Origin of the sequence: Peribacillus asahii (assembly GCF_003570725.1) — a bacterium.
Classification (GTDB): domain Bacteria; phylum Bacillota; class Bacilli; order Bacillales; family DSM-1321; genus Peribacillus; species Peribacillus asahii.
Window position 1 is genome coordinate 192,754 of sequence record NZ_QWVS01000015.1, and the last position, 22,944, is coordinate 215,697.

The following is a 22,944-nucleotide window of genomic DNA, read 5'->3' on the forward strand; positions in this document are numbered from 1 at the left end:
AAATCCAGTCAGGAACTATTCTCAGGATTCAAGTAAGTATAAAGAATATTTCAAAAACTTTTTTACAAACTTATGGACTTATACTATAATTAAGTTTATTTGAGCAGAATATCAAGATAATTTCTAATGATTATAAATAGTTAGAGAAGAGGGTTATCCATGATTAATAACAGAATATCTCCTATAACAAAGAGTATCGTTTTCATTGGGTTTATGGGAGTAGGTAAAACTACGATTGGACAGTTAGTAGCCAAGAAACTATATAGAGATTTTATTGATATAGATCAGGAAATTGAAAAAGAATATAATATGCCTACAACAGAAATATTCAAGCAAATCGGGGAAAAAGCTTTCCGTGAAAAAGAAAAAAGTTTAATTGAACACTTTAGCCAACAACCATTGAAAATTATTTCTGTTGGAGGAGGAGCTTTTTTACAGGAAGAAATCCGAAATATTTGTCTAGATAACTGCATCGTGTTCTTCTTAGATTTGTCGTGGGAATACTGGAAGGACAGAATCAATTTAATTATTGATAGCAGACCAGTATTACAAGGACGCACTCTTGAGGAAATTAAAGAACTTTTTAATAATAGACAGGAGATTTACTCCTACCACCACTCAAAAGTTAAAACAGATGGCCTTGATGTTGAAGAAGTTGCAGATTATATAGTCGAATCGCTGAAAGTCACTTGGGACACTCACGAATAATAAAAAAGATGACTAGAATATAGGGTAAAGGAGTATCTCCTTACCTATAAACTAGTCATCTTTTCTATTCCTCTTTAAAAACTTTGTTAATAAGCCCAAAATCGTTTGTTCACAACACGATTTAACATAACTAAAAAATTATATAACAACAGCCTGCTTCCTAAGCTTATTACGTTAATTGCTTATTGAACCTTCACAGATTGGCAAGATTGTCGAACACTTAATTTCTCTTAATGCTAAGCTCGTTTGAATTCGAGTAATGCCTAGTTTATTTAACTTCCTAATAAAAAGTTCAAGCTCCTTCCTCTCTTTAATAATCACTTTTAATAAATAATCATACTCCCCTGTTAAACAGTGACATTCTAATACTTCAGGCATCGTTTTTAACGCTTTTTCTACTACTTTTATTTGCTCCTCTTGATGGATGTTTGTACTCATAAAAATAAAACATAATAAATCAAATCCCAATTTCTCTTGATTTAAAATGGCCACCTGTTGATTAATAAATCCTTCCTGCTCTAAGCGCTTGATTCTCGCATGAGTTGCAGGCGGAGACAAATTGACACGCTTAGCCATCTCTATATTGCTGATTTGTACTTGTTTTTGTAAAATATCTAAAATTTGAAGATCTATTTTATCTAATACTTTGCTCACGATGGATTCCACGTCTTCTCCCCCTTTATAATTGTTCCAAAAACAATCTCATTCCTGCATAGAAAAGTGAATTTTATTCGGTAAAGAACTTATATACTTTTTAAAATTTCAAATTTATATCATAAAACAAATTAAACCACTACGTATATAACGAAAGTGTTAAAATTATTCACATCAATACTATACGCCATTGTGCACAATGACTTCAATAGCTTTTACAGTCTTTTGAAATAGGAATGGAGCTAACTAACATGCGGTATGTTTACTTCTCATTATTACTATTAACTAGTTCATTATGGGCAGGTAATTTTATTATCAGCAAGTCTCTTGTTGAACACGCCTCCTCGATGACCTTAACAAGCTTGCGCTGGATCATTGCCGTCCTCGTCCTATTACCGATTGTATGGTGGAAAGAAAGAAAAATCCTTCCTTCACGAGATGCCCTTTTCCCTTTATTTTTAATGGGTATTACCGGAGTTACATTATTTAATCTGTTACAATTTGCTGCATTAGAGCATACTTCGGCGACAAATGCAGGCTTAATTTCAACATTCAATATGATTTCAATCGCCCTATTCTCTTTTATCTTTTTAAAGGAAAAAATGAATAAACGGCAAATACTTTCGATTATTTTTTCATTTCTTGGAGTGATGCTTGTTCTTTCTAAAGGAAACATAGACCTATTTCTCTCATTCCAATTTAATTCGGGAGACGGTTATATGTTCGCTGCAGTAGCGATTTGGGGAATTTATTCTGTTTGTAGCAAGTGGGCGCTATCAAAGACTTCGGCAATGATGGCTACTCTCTATTCAGGCATATTCGGACTTCTTGTTCTGCTTCCCTTCAATCTTTCAAGCTTTGCGGTATCCAATATTAATGCTTCATTCATTCAATCGATGCTTTATACAGGTGTCATTTCTACAGTCGTCTGCACCGTACTTTGGAATCTTGGGGTAAAACATGTAGGAGCCACCGTTTCAGGACTTTTCTTAAACTTCAACCCAATCTTCACTGCTATTTTTGCTTTTCTATTTTTAGGCGAACAAATGACAAGCATCCAAGTAATCGGCAGCAGTATCGTTATTGCAGGATGCTATGCATTTTCACATTTTAAAACAAAGAATATTCCAAATAAAGCTGACGTCCGTCATAGTTTGCAAAACTACAAAAACACCGTTTAAACGGTGTTTTTCTCAGAGTGTAGAGAAACCCTTTATTTTTTAATTTTCGTTTGAACTCCATCTTTTTTCTGTTGTTTCCGCACTAAATATTGTGTTATTTCCTGATTCAAAAAACAATATATGGATTTCCTATGAATATAAAAATAAAAGATTACTTATTTATTCTCGGCTTTGCTGGGTTACAATTAGGCATATTTCCTCCCGTAGCCTGAGCCAACTTCGTTAAATAATAGCATTCTTCTCTAAACATATGGTCAGCCATAAGAGGAGCAAAAGTGCCAAGCGCTTGTTCGCTAAGCTCCAATTCTTCAATTTCTTTTAGAAAGCCCATAAATAACTGCATTTCAAGAGTCACATTTTCATTAAACCTAGTTAAAGCAGGAAATATTGATAAATTCGTTCGTAAGTATCCTGTCATTTCAACAGCTTTTAAATAGAAAGCTTCAAAATCTTTTGTAAAACGATTGCTCTGCTCTTTAATTTTCTTTTCTATCCGGTCCATGTTATCTGATATAGCTCCTGCATGACCAGCTGCATCTAACGTCCAAAGTAAATGCTGATGAAGCGCATGGGCGATCGGGGGAATCTTTCCTAATTTTAAATAGCCTAGTAGACGAAGATATTCTTCTAATTCATTCACCATATGATTGATAAATGTAGGCCCTAAATGAATCGTAACTTTTCCTAGTAAGAGCTTTTCAATTAACGTTAATTTAACCATTCGAAATCTCAGCGCTTCTTCCTCCGCTTTTTTACTTAATTGAATCATATTCATCGTTCCGACACTTTCTAGCAGGCGGTCAAATGTATGAATAAAATAGTTAGCTCGATCAATTTCTTCTTTTTCTTTCGGCGCCAGAGAATCATGAATAAAACGAGCATGATCACCTAAAATTTGAAGCCAAAACCCATGTTCAAACTTTGCGGATTGTTCATATTCAGCAGCCACAACATCTCTCCTTCCACTCTTACTCATACATGATATCTGACAAATGCACACTTTATGCCTAGATTGATTGCCTCTCCTCTAAAACAAAAAAACAGCCTCCCCTTAAAGGTTAGCTGCTTCCTGCTTACTTTTCTTCATCCTTCTCCGCAAAGCTAAATTCCCCGTTTCCTTTCCGTAAAATAAAGTCACTTTCTCGTTCATAAAGAAACAGCATTTTCTTCGCAGAACGATGTGTAAGCGTCATTTGAAGGCGTGATGCTTGCCCCATTTTCATATCAATCTGGCTAATATTCATCGGAACGATTAAGCAATGTCCGTAACTCGTATAAACAATCGTTTCTTTTCCCAGTCTCTCAAGACGATTAATATGAGCATTCGCAAGCCATACGCTATCTTTTCTGCGGAACGAGCCACACGGAAAGAAAACAAGTCCTTCCTTTGTATCAATTGCAACCGGAACTGAATATTTCTCCTCTAAAATCTCTCTCGCTCCTAAAATAGCTCCTTCTCGACAAGAACCGTAATACTTCAAAGTCCGATCAATAATGTCATTTGGTGTCATCGCAACGAAAAACATCCGCTCTCCTTCAATCACTCTCGTAAACTCATTACCAAACTCGTCATATTCTGATGATAAACTAACGGTTTCCTTATTTATCATATACACTTTTCGTTTATCCATATAACTCTCCTCCTATTTTCAATTTGTGATAAAAGGAGTTACTAGCTATTAAGCAGGATAGACTCCTAAACGAATCGCTTTTTAGCATGGAAATCGTCCCTTCCACCTACTTGAAGTATACAACTAGTATACTAGCTTTTCGATATTTTTGTATGAGAGAAAAGTTAATCTCGTCTCGTTGGGCCTCCGCAGATCTTCCTGCTGTTGAATAATTGATTCAAAAAAATAGAGCTGACCCAAATAGTCAGCCCATATCGATTTATCTTTTATAAACAACAACTGTCTTAGCAACAAAATCATGCAGTGATTGTTTCTTTTCTGTAAAGGCTGCGATAATGTAGCCAATGTATAAAATACTTGAGAGAATGGTCGCAAAATAACGACCAAGCGCACGTAAAAAAGAAATTCGCTGACCGTTTAAGTCGGTGACTTTAATGCCAACAATCATTTTCCCAAGCGTTCCTTGCCATTTTGAGGCATGCATACCTGCATAATAGAGTATACCAATTACGATAGATAAGACCCAAACCACTACTTGAATAATCAACATCGTAACATCGAATTCAGTCATAGATTGTTCATAATACTCATCGCCGGAGTAACTATCATAAGAACTCTCGAAATTCGAAATTTCCCCTGTAGAAAACAGAGAGAAAACCCCCAACATAAGTGCGATAATAAAAATTGGAATTCCTATAATAATTCCATCAATCATAGAGGCTACTAAGCGAATCCAAAATCCTGCATATTTCGTACGTTCTGTTTCATTCAATATCGTACCGCAGTTTTGACAAAAATCTCCGCCCGTTGCTTCATGCCCACATTTTTGGCAATACATGGTCTTGTCATTCCTCCTTCATTAGTTTTATAGAAAAAAGCATCCAGTTCATCCCTATGCTTCAAACTACCTAAATAGTAGTGTAATATAGTTCGACAAAATATAATAGGTGCCGAAAGCCAGATTTTCCCCTTCAATTCTACTTATATACTTTTTCATTCTGATCAGATGAAAATGACCCCCTCAATCGTTTTATCAACAATATGGTGTAACACAGCCGCTCATTAAAGCTAAAGCCCCCTTCATCCAAAAGGGGGCCTTAGCTTTTTAGTTTGTAATAGTATTAGTCGCTCATGTACAGAGTGGTTTAGCGTTGTTAGAAACTTGTTCAACATCCCAACGCAGCCCGCGAATCATTTTGCAGCTAGTTTATATGACGTTGTAAACTTTCTAACTATTAGACTCACTATAATCGTAACAAGAAAGTTGATTAGCAAAGCAATAATCCCAACATTCAAATCTTTTGCTGCTTGAGGTAAAGGTGGAAACAAGGTGCCAATCGTTGATTCACTAATAGTAATATAAGCTACAGTTGCTATTCCGCAAATAATCCCTGCTGTGGCTCCATACTTATTAACAAAATTGTTCCTCATGAAGCTAAAAAGAAGGGCTGGAAATAATTGTGTCATCAGGCTATACCCCATCAGAATAAGAGTCGCAAGCGTATCTCCGCCATTTAAAGTAAAATAGACAGATATAAGAGCAATTACAGGAACAAGGTACTTAGCCAATTGTCCAATGCTATGTTCAGTAGCTGACGGCACGAACGGCTTATACACATTTTTTGCTAACAAAGTAGCCCCGCTCATCAAAAGCATCGAACCTGGTACTAGGGCAGTCAATAAACCTGCTCCTCCAATTAAACCAATAAACCAAGGATTAAAGGTTTCAATAGAAATACGTAATAAAGCAAGATCTACATCTCCCCCTTCTAACCCTGGTACCTTCAGGATAGCAGCAAATCCAACGAAAAAGACAAATAACAACATAAGTGTATATAAAGGACTGATAATAGCATTTCTACGAAATACCTTGCCACTCTTTGCTGTATAGACAGAACTGAAAACTTGCGGCCACATATAGAAACCTAATACAAGTAAGATGACCGTGGAGATAAACCATGAAACACTAAGCCCTTGTTCAGGAAGTTTTAAAAATCCAGGCTTAGCCGTATGAATCGCCTCAAACATCGGCTGAAGCCCCCCATAATAATGAAGCGGGAGATAAATTCCTAAGAAGCCTATTACGACGACCATCATAATATCCTTAATGACAGCTGTCCAAGCTGAACCACGTATTCCTGATATCATGACATAAATGGTCAAACTAATTGCCCCCATCCAGATTGCAATAGGCATAGAAATAACTCCGTATGATGCTTCAGAAACAATAATACCTAATCCTTTAAGTTGAACAACTATAACAGGAATGATTGCAATAACACCAACTAACGCTACTAATACGCCTAAATATGGGCTCTTATACTTACTGACAAAGAAATCAGATTGTGACATTAGATTATTTTCTTTCGCATATTTCCAAATGACAGGTAATAACCAATAAGACAATACATACGATAAACTAATGTAAATAAGAACATATAAAGCTGGTGCCCCTTTTCCATATGCCCATCCACTTCCTCCAAGGAAAGAAAAAGTCGTATAAATTTCTCCAGCCATTAAAAGAAAGACAAGCATAGAACCAAAACCTCGGCCGCCAACCGTCCATTGCTCCAAGTTCATATCTTTTCCTTTTACAGACATAATTCCAAGAAAAATCGCCAATATCCAAAAAACTAAAATAATCAAAAGCGCACTATTCATCATTCATCCCCTTCCTGATTTCGAGGATCCAGCTTGTACATAATCCCCAAAATAACAGAGGTAAGCACTGTCCACATCGCCATCCAGAATATATTGAAAGGCATTCCTAACACGAAAGGTTCTACTCTATTAACTAAAGGAAGAAAACCTAAAATGCCTATAAAAGGAACGATAGAAAGAATATAGATAATCTTCATTACAAAATCTCTCCATTCCACGATTAGTTAAGAATACAAGTAGCCCCCTTCATCCAAAAAGGGGGCTACATTTATTTTAGTTTGCTACAATATTCACCAATTTACCCGGTACAGCAATCACTTTACGGACCGTTTTCCCATCGATTTGTTCTTTAACCGCATTGTCACCCATTGCGATTTCTTCTAACTTTTCTTTGGTTGTATCTGTTGGCACCATAAGTTTTGCTTTTACTTTACCGTTAATTTGGACAACGATTTCCACTTCATTATCAATTAATTTTGCTTCATCGTAAGCAGGCCATGTTTCATATGTGATGCTTTCTGTATGACCAAGATGTGCCCAAAGCTCTTCAGCAATATGTGGAGCAACTGGTGATAATAATTTAACAAAGCCTTCAATATATTCTTTTGGAAGAGCCTCTGCTTTATAGCAATCGTTAATAAACACCATTAATTGTGAAATCGCTGTGTTGAACTTCAAGTCCTCATAGTTCTCTGTCACTTTTTTCACAGTTTGGTGATATACTTTTTCCAATTTACCTGTAGAATCTCCCTCAACGATTTTATCTGTTAGTTGATTGTTATCATCTACAAGCAATCGCCAAATACGATCTAAGAAACGACGAGCTCCATCGAGACCATTTGTTGACCACGCAATAGATGCATCAAGCGGCCCCATGAACATTTCATACAGACGAAGTGTATCCGCACCATGGCTTTCCACGATGTCATCTGGATTTACGACATTTCCTTTTGATTTACTCATTTTTTCATTGTTTTCTCCGAGGATCATCCCTTGGTTAAACAAGTTTTGGAATGGCTCTTTTGTTGGAACCACACCAAGATCATATAAGAATTTATGCCAGAAGCGAGCGTATAATAAGTGAAGAACCGCATGCTCTGCTCCACCAATATAAATATCGACTGGAAGCCATTCTTTTAATTTTTCAGCGTCTGCCAACGCATCTGCATTGTTTGGGTCAATATAACGTAAGTAGTACCAGCTACTTCCCGCCCACTGCGGCATTGTATTCGTTTCACGACGACCTTTACGCCCATTCTCGTCAGTTACGTTCACCCATTCTGTAATATTCGCAAGTGGGGATTCACCTGTTCCAGAAGGCTTGATGTCTGTTGTCTTCGGTAAAAGCAATGGAAGCTCTTCTTCTTTTAACGCTTCTACGCTGCCATCTTCCCAATGAATAATCGGAATTGGTTCACCCCAATAGCGTTGACGGCTAAATAACCAGTCACGTAAGCGGAACGTTACTTTTTTCGTACCGATTCCTTTTTCCTCTAACCACTGAATCATCGTTTTAATTGCGTCTTCTTTATTTAAACCATCTAAGAAGTCCGAGTTTACGTGCATACCGTCGCCTGTGTAAGCTTCTTTCGTTACATCTCCGCCTGCAACAACTTCAATGATTGGTAATTCAAACTTCACTGCAAATTCATAGTCACGTTCATCATGCGCTGGGACAGCCATAATTGCACCTGTTCCATAGCTGATTAACACATAGTCAGCTATCCAAATTGGCATTTTGGCACCGTTTACTGGATTAATAGCATAAGCACCTGTGAAAACACCTGTTTTATCTTTCGCTAAATCCGTTCTTTCAAGATCGCTTTTATGTTTCACTCGATCTAAATATGCGTCAACTGCTGCTCGTTGCTCAGCTGTTGTAATTTTTTCAACAAACGGATGCTCTGGCGCTAGTACAGCATATGTCGCCCCAAATAATGTATCTGGACGAGTCGTGAACACCGTAAAAGTTTCATCATGTCCATCAATACCAAATGTTACTTCCGCTCCTTCAGAACGGCCAATCCAGTTACGCTGCATATCTTTAATATTTTCTGGCCAATCAACCGTTTCTAAGTCGTCAAGTAAACGATCCGCATACGCTGTAATACGAAGCATCCATTGTTTCATCGGACGGCGCTCTACTGGATGACCTCCACGCTCACTCACTCCATCAATGACTTCCTCATTAGCAAGTACGGTTCCAAGTGCTGGACACCAGTTCACCGGCACTTCATCTACATAAGCAAGGCCTTTTTCATATAACTTTAAGAAAATCCATTGTGTCCATTTATAATAACTTGGATCGGTTGTATTAATTTCACGATCCCAATCATATGAGAAACCAAGTGATTTAATTTGACGACGGAATGTATTAATATTGTGCTCTGTAAATTCAGCTGGATCATTTCCTGTATCAATTGCATATTGTTCTGCAGGAAGACCAAATGCATCCCACCCAATTGGATGTAATACATTATAGCCTTGCATACGTTTCATACGTGCTAAAATATCACTCGCTGTATAGCCTTCTGGATGACCTACATGAAGACCTGCTCCAGATGGGTAAGGAAACATATCCAAAGCATAGAATTTACGCTTTCCACTTTCTTCTCCCGTTTTAAATGTTTTATTCTCTTCCCAATATTGTTGCCATTTCGCTTCAATACTTTTATGATCAAAACTCATGTTCTTTCCTCCTACTTTTCTTCTTTAAGAGCATATAAAAAACCCCTCATCCCAAATAGGGACGAGAGGATTATGTATATCTTCCCGCGGTACCACCCACATTGGCAACTCGCTTATGTCGCCCAGCTCAAACACCCGTAACGTGGATTAAACGTCAGGCATTACTACTAGTTCACACCTGAAACTCCGAGGCGAGTTCACAATCATTCCAGGTTGACTTGCACCATCCGTCAACTCTCTACAACTGGTTCTAACTGCTACTACTCCTCATCATAGCCTTTATAAACATTGTTTAATTATAATTCATTCTAGTCAATTTCTTTCATAATTGCAATAGGGCTCACAAACATTATGAACGAGTTCGCCTATATATATGCATTTCTTCTGAAAATTGTGAGTTATTTCTCATTTTAGTCCACATATGCACTAAAAAGGGCTACCCAATCCAAACTTGGGTAACCCGCTTACTTAATGCCGTAATGTAATCATATCGTGTCTCATTAAATCGAGCTGTCCTTTCATCCGCTGAAGTCGCTCTTTCTGCTCTGGATTTGCACTCGCATAAATTGGTTCCATCTGTCTCATAGCCTCTTCTAAATAAGATTGCGCACTTTGGTAGGTTTCATCATCCCAATGCTCCTGCCTTGATGCCTCTGTATATTCAAAACCTGCAAATCGGAGAGCCCCTTCACATTGCTCTAAAAAATGGTCAATAGATTGTCTTGTTCCCATTCTTATCCTCTCCTTCGCATTCATTTGATGACGAATCATCGAACTTAGTTTAAGGCAAATACACGGAAATTATTCTTGACTAAAATGTTGTATAATTAGGTGGCATAAATCAATTAAACATAGGAGGTTGCTGATTTTGAGTCAGATAAACCCGTTTATATATGCTAGTGACAACAAGCGCTATCACACATGGAATTATCATCTAAAAAATTATTTCGGTCATAAAGTATTTAAAGTCGCGCTCGATGGCGGCTTTGATTGTCCAAACCGCGATGGTACAGTCGCTCATGGAGGGTGTACATTTTGCAGCGCAGCCGGATCTGGCGATTTTGCCGGAAATCGTGCTGAACCACTTGATGTACAATTTAAGAAGATTAGTGAAAAAATGCATTATAAATGGAAAGACGGTCAATACATTGCTTACTTTCAAGCATTTACAAATACGCATGCGCCCGTTGAGGAATTAAGAGAGAAATATGAGCTCGTTCTAAAACAGGAAGGCGTGGTCGGTCTTTCAATTGCAACACGTCCTGACTGCTTACCAGATGATGTCGTTGAATATTTAGCGGAACTAAATGAACGTACCTACTTATGGGTTGAGCTCGGTTTACAGACCGTTCATGAACAAACAGCGACCCTCATTAACCGCGCTCATAATTATGAGTGTTACAAACAAGGTGTCGCCAAATTGCGCAAGCATAACATTCGTGTTTGCTCCCACATTATCAATGGACTGCCGCAAGAGGATTACAGCATGATGATGGAAACGGCGCGTGAAGTTGCTAAATTAGATGTGCAAGGAATTAAAATTCACCTTTTGCATTTATTAAAAGGAACACCTATGGTTAAGCAATATGAAAAGGGCATACTGGAGTTTCTTCAGCGAGATGAATATGTCAAGCTTGTTTGCGACCAGCTTGAAATCATTCCACCCGAAATGATTGTTCACCGTATCACAGGGGATGGACCAATCGACTTAATGATTGGACCGATGTGGAGTGTAAATAAATGGGACGTACTAAATGCTATTGATGGAGAGCTCAAACGTCGCGATAGCTGGCAAGGGAAATTTTACAAAGCGGAGGCAGTAAAAAATGAAGCTTGATCGAATTCTACCTTTTGCAAGAATTTTATTAGAAAAAGCCGTACAACCTGGTGATATCGCAGTCGATGGCACGATGGGAAATGGGTTTGATACTGTTTTCCTTGCAAACCTAACAGGAGAAGCTGGACATGTGTATGCTTTTGATATTCAAAGCGAAGCCATCCAAAACACTACGGCAAAGTTAGAAGCAGAACAACTATCTGAGCGTTGTACTTTATTTCATGCTGGACATGAACAATTGAAAGATTTAATCCCAGAGAAGGAAACACGAAGCTTAACGGGTGCTATTTTTAATCTCGGTTACCTCCCCGGAGGAGATAAAACCATTACCACAAAAGCAAGCACAACAATTTCAGCGATTGAACAACTGCTTGAAAAAATGAAACCGGAAGGCATCATCGTACTTGTCATTTACCATGGACATCCAGAAGGTGCGATTGAACGAGATGAATTGCTAGCTTATGTTAAACACTTACCGCAAGATAAAACACATGTTCTTCAATATGGATTCATAAACCAAGTGAATCATCCACCATTTATTGTAGCTATTGAAAAAAGAGTATAGAACGAAACTCTCATCAGCGGGATCCCGCTGATGATTAGTGCCTGTTTCTACTTGAACGGAACAGGTACTTTTATTTTTAACTCCTGTGTGTGAGCTTAGTCTCACACATCTTTCAACAAAGCTGTATCTTTAAAAATCATCTTCTACCCAGCTATGTGAAAATAAAATTTCCTTCATCGCTCGATATTGACTTGGTGACCAGCCAATTTCTTTTTTAAACGTCGCGCTAAAATAATTAGGCGTATTAAAGCCTAATTCCATCGCAATTTCTTCAATGGTTTGATTCGTTCGTCGCAATAACCAAATCGAGCGTTGTAGTTTAACTAACGTAACATAGGAAACAAAACTGTGCCCCGTTTCTTTTTTAAATAATCGACTAAAATAGGTTGGACTAAAGTTCACCTTCGCTGCTACTTTATTCATCGAAATATTTTCTGCATAATGAGAGCGTATATAATCAATACTTTTTTGAACAGAAACATTTGTTGGAATTTCATCAAAATAACGCAGCCACAATTCATGCTTAGCAACGGCCATTCTTGCAATCTTTGCATTTTCATAAGAATCCTTGAGTTGCATGACCTCTCGACAAATCGACCCCACGCCAATATATAATTGAATGCCATATTCTTCCCTAAGTGCTTTAATAGCAGAAAACATGACTTGTTCTCCTTCTGCCCAAAAAGACGGCGTTGCTACATCAGATGGAACTTTCAACAATAGCGCAGCATTTTTATGAAATGGAACAAAATAAGCTTCATGCCCAATAGCAGAGAATGCTTTTAAAATAACCTTTTGCACAACAGATGAAGCTTCCCATCCCTCTTTCTTTTCTCGCTCTGGACTAATAAGAAAGCCTTGAATACAGCAAACCAAATTAGGAACCATTGTTGAAGGCAGCAATGTGAGATATTCAGACATCTCTACTTCACTCGTTATATCCCCTTTTAACACCCTTCTCCAAAACATATCACGGTACGATTCACCTTCTACCGTTTCTTCTATAACAGGTACTTCGGTACGAAGAGAAAAAGCTTTTTTAAAGTTCCGATAAAAAGACCTGCTCTTTAAAGGCTTAATCAATAATGAAGAGAGTCCCAACTCAATCGCAATAGGCGATGTTTTAGTCATTGATTGATCCAGAATCGGAATGACGAGAATATCTGGATACTGCTTCTTCACCCTACGTACCTTTACCCAATCAAAAAGAGAAGTAATTTCTACAATTAGAATATCATCCGGAAGAATGGGACCTTCATTTTGAATGATTAAATTTGAAAAACTAGGGTGAGCTAACCATGTCTCTATTTTTTCCTTTTCTTGATCATCCTGTACTACTAATTGAACACGGTACGACATTCGACCCCTCCCTAACGATGCATTATTCTACAAATTATACTACGCTCCGACAACAATAGTGCAAATTTTTGTATTTTTAAGACAAATTTTTGTAAGGTATACCTATTTATAATATAGTACAATTTTAAAAACAGAAAGCTTTACTATAACAGGTGTAAAGATTTTTACAGCTTTCTATATTTCCTAATTCCTATAGTAGATTTAACGGAATAAAGGAAACGCTTACAACGCTAAGTTGTAGAAATTGAGGTTAATTTTTGACAAAGGGGGAGTTTTATATGGCAAATGCAGCCAGAGCATACGTAGACGATAAAGCGAAAACTCCGGAAATCGACTACGATGCATTTGTGGAAATGGATTCGTTTAACAAACTTGTTAAACAAAAAAGGGGATTCTTATTCACAACGACATTCTTGTTTATGATTGCTTATATTTTATTGCCAATTCTAGCGTTCACGGACGCTTTGCAAGCAAAAGCAATTGGAAACATTACTTGGGTCTGGATTTATTCTTTATCTTTATTCTTAATGACTATTATTCTTTGTACGCTTTATGTTAGCCGTGCACAAAAATTCGACAAACAGGCTGAGGCAGTAATCGCTGAGTATCAGCAAAAGAAAGGCGGCAGATGATGAATTTAGTAACTATTGGCTTTTTCGTTGGAATTGTTGGTTTAACATTACTTGTTACTTATATCGCAGCTAAGCGTACGTCTTCTGCGAGTGACTTTTATACAGCAGGCGGCGGCTTGACAGGATGGCAAAATGGTTTGGCTATCGCCGGTGACTATTTATCAGCAGCAGCATTCCTTGGGGTATCCGGTGCGATTGCATTGACTGGTTTTGACGGTTTCTTCTTCTCCGTAGGTTATGTTGTAGCGAACCTTGTTCTTTTATACATCGTCGCAGAGCCAATGCGTAACCTTGGTAAATATACGCTTGCAGATATGTTGACAGCTCGTTTTAACGAAAAGCGCATTCGCGGTATCGCTGCAACATCGACAATCACAATTGTTATTCTATATATGATTGCTCAGCTTGTAGGAGCTGGTGCGTTGATTCAAATGCTATTCGGTATCCCATATTGGACAGCGGTTCTAATCGTTGGTGTCATGATGACAGTATACGTATTATTCGGTGGTATGACGGCTACTTCATGGGTTCAAATTATTAAAGCATGTCTACTTTTATTCGGTACAGCTCTTATCTCATTCCTTGTTTTTTGGAAATTCGATTTCAATATTATGAAAATGTTTGATACAGCTGCAACTGTTACAGAACAAGGGGAAAACTTCTTGATTCCTGGTATCAAATATACAAGCACAATCGACTCAGTATCTATGATGATCGCACTTGTACTTGGTACGGCTGGTCTTCCGCACATTTTAATGCGTTTCTTTACAGTTAAAGATGCAAAAACAGCTCGTAAATCTATCACATGGACAACTTGGATTACAGCGATTTTCTTCTCATTAACAATCTTTCTTGGTTTCGGTGCCGCTGCATTCGTTGGCCAAGCAAAAATCCTAGCTGCTAACCCAGGTGGAAACTTAGCTGCGCCGCTTCTTGCAGAGTTCCTTGGTGGCGACGTACTGCTGTCATTCATTTCAGCAGTTGCCTTCGCAACGATTCTTGCGGTAGTATCTGGTCTTGTATTAACAGGCGCTTCTGCAATTTCGCATGATATTTACGGCGAAATCATGAAAAATGGTAAATTAACTCCTAAGCAACAGCTTGTAGCAGCACGTACAGGATCTATCTCGATTGCAGTTCTTTCTATTCTGCTTGCTCTTGGCGCGCAGACATTGAACGTATCATTCTTGGTATCATTCGCTTTCTGTATTGGAGCATCAGCGAATTTACCAGTTATTCTTTACACAATTTATTGGAAAAAGTTCAACTCCAATGGCGCTATCATCGCGATGGCAACTGGCTTAATTTCTTGTATTATTCTTGGCGCACTGGGCCCGAATGTTTGGAACCCAGAAGCTGGTAAAGCAATCTTCGTTGGTACACCACTTGTTGCTTTATCTAACCCGGCCATCATCAGTGTTCCTCTTGGATTCCTTGCAGGATGGCTTGGCACAATCTTGACACAAAACAAAGCAAGCGAAGCAAAAAATGCAAAAATCTACAACGAAATCCGCGTCAAAGCGAACACAGGAATTTCTGTTTCTGATGTATCACACTGATCTATTCAACACTGTACCCTCTCATGGGTACGGTGTTTTTCTCTTTGAAAACATGTATACACGACGCCAATTAACAACATCATTTAACAAAACGCTTCATATAAAAAAGCAGATGATCGCCATCTGCTTTTTTATCCACGTAGTTTTACTTACATAAAAATAACCTCTTTTGTTGCCCGATATTCACTCGGAGATAATCCGACAACCTTTTTAAAAATTGTACTAAAATAACTAGGTGTGTTAAATCCCTGTTCAAAAGCAATTTGTTCAATTGTTTGATTTGTATTGCGCAAAAACCATACAGCTCTTTGAATGCGTACAAACGTTAAATAGGAAACAAAGCTATGACCAGTTTCTTTTTTAAACAATCGACAAAAGTATGTCGGACTAAAATTTATTTGAGACGCTACTTGTTGAATAGACAAATTTTCTGCGTAATGTTCGGTAATATAATCAATGCTCTCTTGAACGGATATATTGGTTGGAATTTCATCAAAATAACGAAGGGACAGCCCATATTTTGGAGGACTCATTCTAGCCATTCTCGCTTCTTGATACGACTTCTTTAAACCTACTAACTCCCGATGGATGGACCCTACACCAATATATAATTGAATGCCATATTCATGCTTCAGCTTATCGATTAGCTCAACAATCGTCTTTTCTCCTTCCTCCCAATAACACGGAGAGGAAATACCAGAAGGAACTCTCAGAGCTAAGGCTAAATGCTTTCTAAAAGGGAGAAAATACACATCCTGTCCAATGATGGAGAATGCCTTCATAATCTCCTTTTGAATGACACTTGAAGCCTGCCAGCCCTCTCTCTCTTCTCGTGTTGTCGAAAGTACTAAGCCTTGGATAAAATAGACGACATTCGGAACCATGCCCTTTATGAAAGCCGTTTCAATTTTCTCAGCAGATATTCCCTCTTTAAGAATATTTTGTAACAGCAACTCATCAATTGGAGATTCTTCTTGTTCCAACGCAAATTTATTTCTAGAAGAATAGCTCAATGCCTTTTTAATATTCCGATAAAATAAATGTTTCGTAATTGGCTTAATAAATAAAGATAGCAGCTGAAGTTCGATTGCAATAGGTGACGTTTGCAGTATCGAAGGGTCGAGCAGTGGCAATATAAGTAAGTCTTTATGTCTTTTAAGTAACCTTCTCGCTTTTACCCAATCAAATGGCGTATTGATTTCCATTATAAGAATATCATCGTTACAAATTGTATCTATATCCTGAACGACTAATTGTTTAAAAGAACGATGTGTTAACCACGTTTCAATCTTTTGCTTTTCTTCTTGATCATCTACTAATAATTTTACACAATACGCCATTTCTTTCCCCCCTTCTACAAAAAGATTCTATTTCTCTATCTATTATACTATTTTTTTATGGAAAATTAGCAATATTATGTAAAAGTGTAACAATATTTTGTAAGGTATAATCCATATTTTTCAAGTACAATCAAGAAAATGAAAGGTTTACATCCAATTGCTGTAAGCCTTTTCATTAAATGAAAGGAGATGAGAGAATTTGGCTAGTGAGTTTAAAGATGATTACGAATACGTACCAGCGGAAAAAGTCGACATCAAGGATTTACCTCCTCTTGATCCAGAAACTAGCAAGATTATGAAGCAGGAATTTGGGACAGGTTCTAAACTAACTATTTTTTACTACATTTTTATCTTGTCCATCCCAATTTTGAATTGGTACGCACCTGAATTTTTCTTTTCAAGAATTTGGGGAGGCATGACGTACTCATGGTTCTTTACTAGTATTGTTGCCATGGTATTAGCTTTCGGTATCGCTTACATACACACATATCTTTATGAGAAGCGACTTAAAAAGTATGAAGGCGAAAATAACACTGACAGTCAAGAAAGGAGGAACGTTAATTGATCCAAACTTTATTAGAACCAAAATATTTATTAACGATTCTCTTAATGGGGACAATCGTGTATATCACATACTTAACAAAAAGAAATGCAAGTGCCAGTGATTTCTTCGTTGGAGGACGCAGCTTCGGATGGTTTACAAACGGTTCAGCCATCGGTGGCGATTATTTAAGTGCAGCGACTTTCCTTGGACTTGCTGGTTTAACATTCCAGCTAGGGTATGACGGAGCCTATTATACATTCTGTTTCTCTATCGGTTTAACATTGCTTGCTATTTTCGTAGCTGGCCCACTGCGCCGCTTCGGTGCCTATACGGTAGCTGACTTCCTTGCTTACCGCTTCCATAGTCAACGTGCCCGACTAACAGCCGTTGTTGTCGTCTTAGCCATTTCAGGCTTTTATGCAGCTCCTCAATTACTCGGTGCCGCACAAATCTTAAGTATGTTCTTTGGAACAAGTTATGAATTCGGAATTATTTTTACTTGTACGCTTATGGTGTTCTATGTTGGTGTCGGTGGGATGAAAGGAACAACATTAAACCAAGCACTAGAGCTTTGGATTCGCCTTGCAGCCTTCGTTGCGATGACTGTAATAGCTATCTACATCGGACTTCATTATAATCAAATTTTAGCGAACATTAGTGATTTTAAAGGAACTATTGCGAATACCGCTCAATATACAACTGACGGCAAAGATGTTGTAGCTGACGGGGATTCTTGGTCTGGAACAGGTAACTACTTCCCGACGTTCTGGCAAACTATTTCGATGACAATCGGTCTTTCTCTTGGTACGATTGGTCTGCCTCATCTATTGTTACGATTCTATACAAACCCAAGTGCTAAAGCAGCTAGACGTTCTGCCTTAATGGCAATCGGGATTGCCAGCGTATTTTTCTTATTCGCTGTATATCTTGGAGCAGTTGGTCGCGCAATCTTTATCAAAGGAGAAGCTTCTTCACAAGTCATGAGTGACCTGATTACAGGCGGAAACAACATGGTTGTTCCATCTACAGCTCAGGCACTAGGTGGCGATTGGCTGCTAGGACTTGTTATTGCTGGTGCCTTTGCTGCCATCTTCTCAAATCTATCAGGTCTATTCATTGCAAGCTCTGGAGCTCTTGCTCATGATGTATATGCAACGGTTCTAAAGAAAAACATTACTCAAAAACAACGTGTTGTTGCTGGTAAAGTAGCGATTGTTATTCTTGGTGTATTATACGGAGCGCTTGGATTACTTGTTAAAGATGCTTCAATTGGTCACCTTGTTGCCCTTGCCTTTACCGTTGCTGCAAGTACCTTTACCCCAATTTTCATCTTAGGAATTTGGTGGCGCGGCATGACAGAAAAAGGTGCAATCGCCGGACTTCTAATCGGACTTGGTGTGTCGATGTACATGATTTTCTTTAAAGATACACTTCCAACATTCTTACAATTCAATGTCCCAGGAATCATTACGGTTCCAATCGGTTTCCTTTCCGTATACATTGTATCTAAACTAGACAGAAAAGTGCCAGGTGACGTAAATGAATTTATGAAAAAAGTTCACTCGAAGGAATCTGAAATTGCTTAAAAAACCAATGTCCCCCAAATCTTTATGATTTGGGGGATTACTTTTTCCAAGAAACTAGCTTTTCTTCAGCACATTAAAAAAGCTGCCGAACATACATTCATCCAGCAACTTTCCCCCTTAGATTGACTATATATTAAATAGGATTCTATAATAAAAACCTTTAAACGACATATCCTAGTATTTTAAGTCGTGTTTCTACAAAGCCGAGCGCATAGTTAAATACATCTTCTCGCTCTGGTTCATTAAAAATTTCATGATAAAGATTCGGCCATTCTTTAAATTGTTTCTCACTTTGCAAAGTATAATTAAACCACTCACGAACCATTTTTTTATCTACGACTTGATCATCGCCACCCTGCATAACTAATAATGGAACATCTTGCAAATCAGGAATTTCTTCAAATGCATCTTTCATAGATTGCGTAAGCTCACTATACCAACGAACAGAAATCTTTGTAACATATAACGAATCGTTCAAATCGGATTCACGTACTTCAGGATTTCGCGTTACCAATTCTGGTGACAATCCAGAGTCTACCTTATATGTAGGAAAAACGATATTTAACCCGGGAGAAATAGCTTTCATCATTTTTGGTGGTTGTTTTTTTAATCCTAAACAAGGTGAAGATAAAATCACACCAGCAATGTCCCATTCTTCTTCTTGAAGAAGACGAATGGCCACTAATCCCCCCATACTATGTCCAAGCAAAAATACGGGTAATGAGTATTCATAAGCCGCTTCAATCCAAATTTTTACTTCATCTAAATATTCATCAAAGGAATCAATATGACCTCGAGAAGCACGTGATGTTATTCCTTGTCCAGGAAGATCCCCCATCACAACATGGTATCCAGATGATCGCCACATTTGCACAAGCCATTTATAGCGCCCATGATGCTCCATCGCACCATGAATAATGACAATTACTGCTTTTGCAGCACCTTCGGCCTCCCATTTCCACATGTGAATTCCCCCTTCTTATCTTTCTCTAGGTGTAATATAAAAAATGCTGTTAAAAGATAGTGACATTAGTTTTTAATAAAATCCAAGTATTTATCCTTAGTTTAAAATTGTGTGAAAAAACAATAGAACTAATGGACCAGTACACGTATGATTAATGAGTAATATCTTTTTACGGTATATTAAAATAATACCGAAAAATACTAGTTACGGAAAGGAATTGATACAAAATGATTATTTATCCTTTTAAAGGAAAAACTCCTGAAATTGCTGAAAGTGCTTATCTTGCTGAAAATGCTGTTGTAACTGGAGATGTGAAAATTGGTGAAGAAACAACAATCTGGTTTAACTCCGTCATTCGTGGTGATGTAGCTCCAACGATTATAGGGAAAAAAGTAAGTATCCAAGATAATAGTGTACTTCATCAAAGTCCTAATAACCCGCTGATTATTGAAGATGAGGTAACGATCGGTCATCAGGTTATTCTACATAGCTGTAAAATCCGTAAAGGTGCTCTAATCGGAATGGGCTCTATCGTCCTAGACAACGCAGAAATTGGTGAAGGTGCCTTTATCGGAGCCGGTAGTCTTGTTCCTCAAGGCAAGGTGATTCCACCAAATACACTCGCATTTGGTCGTCCAGCAAAAGTCGTACGCGAGCTGAATGATGAAGATCGTAAAGATGTGGAACGCATTATCCGAGAATACGCTGAAAAAGGGCAATTATACAAACACGCAGAGCGAATTAAATAAAGGGACAATTCCATCAGTTAGGGCTTTGCTTCCCCCAACTGATGGTTAGCCACGTTCTACGGTCACTAAGATTTCCGCTTCGCTTTAATCAAGTAACCATACAAACTTGATTATTTCAGCTATATCTCACCAATTGAAGCAGTATGGGCAGACTTCTCCCCCTTCCTTATTATCGCCTCATAATCTGAGATAAGGGTCTTACTGCCCGTGAAGTAGGAATACATGTACATATATAGTGCTTAACTCGTTATAAGTTAGGTATTTTTCCGAAAAGGTTCTATATGTATTATATATGATTCTAGGATCACTTTTAACGATATATATGCTCCATGACTACATAAACAAAAAAGAACTAACCCAAATAAGTTAGTTCTTCTTGTCATATTATGCTTGTGCTTTTAACGCTTCCGCTTTATCTGTACGCTCCCATGGAAGATCCACATCTGTACGGCCAAAATGTCCATAAGCAGCTGTTTGTTTGAAAATAGGACGACGTAAATCAAGCATTTTAATGATACCCGCTGGACGAAGATCGAAATTATTGCGAACAAGCTCCACTAATTTCTCTTCGCTTACTGTGCCTGTTCCAAATGTATCTACAGCAATTGATACAGGTTGAGCAACACCGATTGCATAAGCAAGCTGTACTTCCGCTTTATCAGCAAGACCAGCAGCTACAATATTTTTCGCTACATAACGAGCTGCATATGCCGCTGAACGGTCCACTTTCGTTGCATCTTTACCAGAGAATGCTCCACCACCATGGCGAGCATAGCCGCCATACGTATCAACGATGATTTTACGACCTGTAAGACCTGCATCCCCTTGAGGTCCACCGATTACAAAACGGCCTGTTGGATTAATGAAATACTTTGTTGCTTCATCGATTAATTCAGTTGGTACAACTGCTTTAATGACATGTTCTTTTAAGTCAGCTTGAATTTGTTCAAGCGTTGCTTCTGGGTCATGTTGAGTAGAAATAACAATTGTATCTACGCGAACTGGTTGATTGTTTTCATCGTATTCTACAGTTACTTGTGTTTTCCCATCTGGACGTAAATATTCTAATGTGCCATTTTTACGAACTTCTGTTAAACGACGAGAAAGTTTATGTGCTAAAGAAATTGGAAGCGGCATTAATTCTTGTGTTTCTCGGCAAGCAAAACCAAACATTAACCCTTGGTCTCCTGCACCGATTGCTTCGATTTCCTCATCAGTCATTGTTCCTTCACGAGCCTCAAGCGCTTGATTTACTCCTGCAGCAATATCTGCTGATTGTTCATCAATTGAACTTAGTACAGCACATGTTTCGGCATCGAAACCATATTTCGCACGAGTGTAACCAATTCCAGCAATTGTATCCCGAACGATACGTGGAATATCTACATAAGCAGATGTCGTAATCTCACCTGCAACAAGTACAAGCCCTGTAGTTACACTTGTTTCACAAGCAACACGAGCATTTTTATCTTTTTCTAGAATTGCATCAAGAATTGCATCTGAAATCTGATCGCAAATTTTATCTGGGTGACCCTCTGTCACAGATTCAGAAGTAAATAGACGACGGTTCTTTGACATCTTATTTCCTCCTTGGAAGTTAGTATATTATAAGCAAAAGTCTATCTTTTACGGAGCTCATTCCCTTATTAGCTTCCATCATAGTGACAAATATATTTAGAAAAACACGACTTTTTATCTCTATTAATCGAAATTCATGTTTCCCTTGTATTTTGATTCTTCTTCAAAATACAAAAAAACCTCTCCTAGCTAATGAGGAAAGGTTTATTATCTGTCAACTATCCTTTCACTCTTATCGTTCAAGGGTTGTTTACCTTGCTCAGGTTAGCACCAACACCACGATTCCTTAAAAATGAACAGCCTTATTTTCAGCCTTCATTTCACTTTAAGTTCACACTATGGCAGGTTGCTGGGTTTCATAGGGCCTGTCCCTCCACCAACTCGGGATAAGAGAATCCGTACAATTAAAGATGATACGGATTCTTTTGGACGCTGTCAACACTTTTTTGTACAATGTTTTATATTATCTATATGAAATCACAGTTCCACATACCTTTCAGCTAGTCTAAATGAAGCAAACTAAAAGTGAACAGTATCATTAATATAGTCTTTTTATAACGAACGACTCCCCTTGCACGATTAGGCTAAGAGGATATGACGTTTTTTAGCTACCAAACATTAGATTATAAGTTCCTAATTCAATTACATCGACAAACGATACATAATAAGGGATACTATAACATAGGGTTACGAATAGTATAAAAAACC

21 protein-coding genes, 1 riboswitch and 1 other annotated feature are annotated in these 22,944 nt (G+C 38.0%); of the genes, 9 read left to right on the top strand and 12 right to left on the bottom strand.

Annotated elements, in window-relative coordinates:
• Nucleotides 1–159: 159 nt before the first annotated feature.
• A complete protein-coding gene (locus tag D1953_RS09380) occupies nucleotides 160–708 on the top strand; it encodes a shikimate kinase (protein ID WP_119116920.1) in 549 nt (182 codons plus the stop codon).
• Nucleotides 709–882: 174 nt separating this feature from the next.
• Here D1953_RS09380 and D1953_RS09385 read toward each other — a convergent pair whose 3' ends face one another.
• Nucleotides 883–1,374, bottom strand: a complete 492-nt coding sequence (locus D1953_RS09385; RefSeq protein WP_119116921.1) for an Lrp/AsnC family transcriptional regulator — start codon at nucleotides 1,372–1,374, stop codon at nucleotides 883–885.
• A gap of 239 nt (nucleotides 1,375–1,613) precedes the next feature.
• Between D1953_RS09385 and D1953_RS09390 the strand changes: the two genes are divergently transcribed.
• Nucleotides 1,614–2,543: a DMT family transporter gene (locus D1953_RS09390; RefSeq protein ID WP_119116922.1), complete on the top strand. Its 930-nt coding sequence runs from the start codon at nucleotides 1,614–1,616 to the stop codon at nucleotides 2,541–2,543.
• Between the two features lie 151 nt (nucleotides 2,544–2,694).
• On the opposite strand, the gene D1953_RS09395 is transcribed toward D1953_RS09390, so the two are convergent.
• From D1953_RS09395 to D1953_RS09425, 7 genes are all read right to left on the bottom strand, one after another.
• On the bottom strand, nucleotides 2,695–3,519 hold the full coding sequence (locus D1953_RS09395) for a DUF2935 domain-containing protein (protein ID WP_119116923.1): 825 nt from the start codon (nucleotides 3,517–3,519) through the stop codon (nucleotides 2,695–2,697).
• A 97-nt stretch (nucleotides 3,520–3,616) separates the two neighbouring features.
• Nucleotides 3,617–4,174, bottom strand: coding sequence for a competence protein ComK (locus tag D1953_RS09400; protein ID WP_119116924.1), 558 nt, complete (start codon nucleotides 4,172–4,174; stop codon nucleotides 3,617–3,619).
• Nucleotides 4,175–4,433: 259 nt separating this feature from the next.
• Nucleotides 4,434–5,012: an RDD family protein gene (locus D1953_RS09405; protein ID WP_119116925.1), complete on the bottom strand. Its 579-nt coding sequence runs from the start codon at nucleotides 5,010–5,012 to the stop codon at nucleotides 4,434–4,436.
• Nucleotides 5,013–5,365: 353 nt separating this feature from the next.
• Complete coding sequence (locus tag D1953_RS09410; protein WP_119116970.1) at nucleotides 5,366–6,835, bottom strand: sodium:solute symporter family protein; 1,470 nt, start codon at nucleotides 6,833–6,835, stop codon at nucleotides 5,366–5,368.
• Nucleotides 6,835–7,032 carry a DUF3311 domain-containing protein gene (locus D1953_RS09415; RefSeq protein ID WP_119116926.1) on the bottom strand — a complete coding sequence of 66 codons (198 nt, stop codon included), beginning with the start codon at nucleotides 7,030–7,032 and terminating at the stop codon, nucleotides 6,835–6,837. Before D1953_RS09415 ends, D1953_RS09410 begins: the two co-directional genes overlap by 1 nt.
• Nucleotides 7,033–7,108: 76 nt before the next feature.
• The gene (gene leuS / locus D1953_RS09420) at nucleotides 7,109–9,523 is read right to left on the bottom strand and encodes a leucine--tRNA ligase (protein WP_119116927.1); all 2,415 of its coding nucleotides are present in this window, start codon (nucleotides 9,521–9,523) and stop codon (nucleotides 7,109–7,111) included.
• 54 nt (nucleotides 9,524–9,577) lie between these two features.
• Nucleotides 9,578–9,806 (bottom strand) — a binding site (T-box leader).
• A gap of 185 nt (nucleotides 9,807–9,991) precedes the next feature.
• Complete coding sequence (locus D1953_RS09425) at nucleotides 9,992–10,255, bottom strand: DUF2524 family protein (protein ID WP_182480555.1); 264 nt, start codon at nucleotides 10,253–10,255, stop codon at nucleotides 9,992–9,994.
• A gap of 136 nt (nucleotides 10,256–10,391) precedes the next feature.
• On the opposite strand from D1953_RS09425, the gene mnmL reads away from it, so the two are divergent.
• Nucleotides 10,392–11,360, top strand: a complete 969-nt coding sequence (mnmL, locus tag D1953_RS09430) for a tRNA modification radical SAM protein MnmL/YtqA (RefSeq protein ID WP_119116929.1) — start codon at nucleotides 10,392–10,394, stop codon at nucleotides 11,358–11,360.
• Nucleotides 11,350–11,925, top strand: coding sequence for a tRNA 5-(aminomethyl)-2-thiouridylate-methyltransferase MnmM (mnmM, locus tag D1953_RS09435; RefSeq protein ID WP_119116930.1), 576 nt, complete (start codon nucleotides 11,350–11,352; stop codon nucleotides 11,923–11,925). Before mnmL ends, mnmM begins: the two co-directional genes overlap by 11 nt.
• Before the next feature lie 129 nt (nucleotides 11,926–12,054).
• Here mnmM and D1953_RS09440 read toward each other — a convergent pair whose 3' ends face one another.
• Nucleotides 12,055–13,284 carry an AraC family transcriptional regulator gene (locus D1953_RS09440; RefSeq protein WP_119116931.1) on the bottom strand — a complete coding sequence of 410 codons (1,230 nt, stop codon included), beginning with the start codon at nucleotides 13,282–13,284 and terminating at the stop codon, nucleotides 12,055–12,057.
• A 278-nt stretch (nucleotides 13,285–13,562) separates the two neighbouring features.
• On the opposite strand from D1953_RS09440, the gene D1953_RS09445 reads away from it, so the two are divergent.
• Nucleotides 13,563–13,916: a DUF485 domain-containing protein gene (locus D1953_RS09445; protein WP_119116932.1), complete on the top strand. Its 354-nt coding sequence runs from the start codon at nucleotides 13,563–13,565 to the stop codon at nucleotides 13,914–13,916.
• Nucleotides 13,916–15,475, top strand: a complete 1,560-nt coding sequence (locus tag D1953_RS09450) for a solute symporter family protein (protein WP_220453362.1) — start codon at nucleotides 13,916–13,918, stop codon at nucleotides 15,473–15,475. Before D1953_RS09445 ends, D1953_RS09450 begins: the two co-directional genes overlap by 1 nt.
• A 149-nt stretch (nucleotides 15,476–15,624) precedes the next feature.
• On the opposite strand, the gene D1953_RS09455 is transcribed toward D1953_RS09450, so the two are convergent.
• Nucleotides 15,625–16,815: a helix-turn-helix domain-containing protein gene (locus tag D1953_RS09455; RefSeq protein ID WP_119116934.1), complete on the bottom strand. Its 1,191-nt coding sequence runs from the start codon at nucleotides 16,813–16,815 to the stop codon at nucleotides 15,625–15,627.
• Between the two features lie 199 nt (nucleotides 16,816–17,014).
• On the opposite strand from D1953_RS09455, the gene D1953_RS09460 reads away from it, so the two are divergent.
• Both D1953_RS09460 and D1953_RS09465 read left to right on the top strand, forming a co-directional pair.
• Nucleotides 17,015–17,380, top strand: a complete 366-nt coding sequence (locus D1953_RS09460) for a DUF485 domain-containing protein (protein ID WP_119116935.1) — start codon at nucleotides 17,015–17,017, stop codon at nucleotides 17,378–17,380.
• Nucleotides 17,377–18,945: a sodium/solute symporter gene (locus D1953_RS09465; RefSeq protein ID WP_119116936.1), complete on the top strand. Its 1,569-nt coding sequence runs from the start codon at nucleotides 17,377–17,379 to the stop codon at nucleotides 18,943–18,945. Before D1953_RS09460 ends, D1953_RS09465 begins: the two co-directional genes overlap by 4 nt.
• Before the next feature lie 160 nt (nucleotides 18,946–19,105).
• Here the strand turns inward: D1953_RS09465 and D1953_RS09470 are convergent, their stop codons facing one another.
• Nucleotides 19,106–19,909 carry an alpha/beta hydrolase gene (locus D1953_RS09470; RefSeq protein WP_119116937.1) on the bottom strand — a complete coding sequence of 268 codons (804 nt, stop codon included), beginning with the start codon at nucleotides 19,907–19,909 and terminating at the stop codon, nucleotides 19,106–19,108.
• Between the two features lie 230 nt (nucleotides 19,910–20,139).
• Between D1953_RS09470 and D1953_RS09475 the strand changes: the two genes are divergently transcribed.
• Nucleotides 20,140–20,658 carry a gamma carbonic anhydrase gene (locus D1953_RS09475; protein ID WP_119116971.1) on the top strand — a complete coding sequence of 173 codons (519 nt, stop codon included), beginning with the start codon at nucleotides 20,140–20,142 and terminating at the stop codon, nucleotides 20,656–20,658.
• Between the two features lie 384 nt (nucleotides 20,659–21,042).
• Here D1953_RS09475 and metK read toward each other — a convergent pair whose 3' ends face one another.
• On the bottom strand, nucleotides 21,043–22,236 hold the full coding sequence (gene metK / locus D1953_RS09480; RefSeq protein ID WP_119116938.1) for a methionine adenosyltransferase: 1,194 nt from the start codon (nucleotides 22,234–22,236) through the stop codon (nucleotides 21,043–21,045).
• 229 nt (nucleotides 22,237–22,465) lie between these two features.
• A riboswitch (SAM riboswitch) is annotated at nucleotides 22,466–22,629 on the bottom strand.
• Nucleotides 22,630–22,944: the final 315 nt, after the last annotated feature.

What these genes read in the sequence shown, in the direction of transcription:
- D1953_RS09395 (WP_119116923.1), bottom strand. Translation starts at nt 3,519, where the DNA reads ATGAGTAAGAGTGGAAGGAGAGATGTTGTGGCTGCTGAATATGAACAA.
- mnmM (WP_119116930.1), top strand. Translation starts at nt 11,350, where the DNA reads ATGAAGCTTGATCGAATTCTACCTTTTGCAAGAATTTTATTAGAAAAA.
- D1953_RS09405 (WP_119116925.1), bottom strand. Translation starts at nt 5,012, where the DNA reads ATGTATTGCCAAAAATGTGGGCATGAAGCAACGGGCGGAGATTTTTGT.
- D1953_RS09450 (WP_220453362.1), top strand. Translation starts at nt 13,916, where the DNA reads ATGAATTTAGTAACTATTGGCTTTTTCGTTGGAATTGTTGGTTTAACA.
- D1953_RS09390 (WP_119116922.1), top strand. Translation starts at nt 1,614, where the DNA reads ATGCGGTATGTTTACTTCTCATTATTACTATTAACTAGTTCATTATGG.
- D1953_RS09380 (WP_119116920.1), top strand. Translation starts at nt 160, where the DNA reads ATGATTAATAACAGAATATCTCCTATAACAAAGAGTATCGTTTTCATT.
- D1953_RS09455 (WP_119116934.1), bottom strand. Translation starts at nt 16,815, where the DNA reads ATGGCGTATTGTGTAAAATTATTAGTAGATGATCAAGAAGAAAAGCAA.
- D1953_RS09445 (WP_119116932.1), top strand. Translation starts at nt 13,563, where the DNA reads ATGGCAAATGCAGCCAGAGCATACGTAGACGATAAAGCGAAAACTCCG.
- D1953_RS09400 (WP_119116924.1), bottom strand. Translation starts at nt 4,174, where the DNA reads ATGGATAAACGAAAAGTGTATATGATAAATAAGGAAACCGTTAGTTTA.
- metK (WP_119116938.1), bottom strand. Translation starts at nt 22,236, where the DNA reads ATGTCAAAGAACCGTCGTCTATTTACTTCTGAATCTGTGACAGAGGGT.
- D1953_RS09410 (WP_119116970.1), bottom strand. Translation starts at nt 6,835, where the DNA reads ATGAATAGTGCGCTTTTGATTATTTTAGTTTTTTGGATATTGGCGATT.
- D1953_RS09440 (WP_119116931.1), bottom strand. Translation starts at nt 13,284, where the DNA reads ATGTCGTACCGTGTTCAATTAGTAGTACAGGATGATCAAGAAAAGGAA.
- D1953_RS09415 (WP_119116926.1), bottom strand. Translation starts at nt 7,032, where the DNA reads ATGAAGATTATCTATATTCTTTCTATCGTTCCTTTTATAGGCATTTTA.
- leuS (WP_119116927.1), bottom strand. Translation starts at nt 9,523, where the DNA reads ATGAGTTTTGATCATAAAAGTATTGAAGCGAAATGGCAACAATATTGG.
- D1953_RS09425 (WP_182480555.1), bottom strand. Translation starts at nt 10,255, where the DNA reads ATGGGAACAAGACAATCTATTGACCATTTTTTAGAGCAATGTGAAGGG.
- D1953_RS09470 (WP_119116937.1), bottom strand. Translation starts at nt 19,909, where the DNA reads ATGTGGAAATGGGAGGCCGAAGGTGCTGCAAAAGCAGTAATTGTCATT.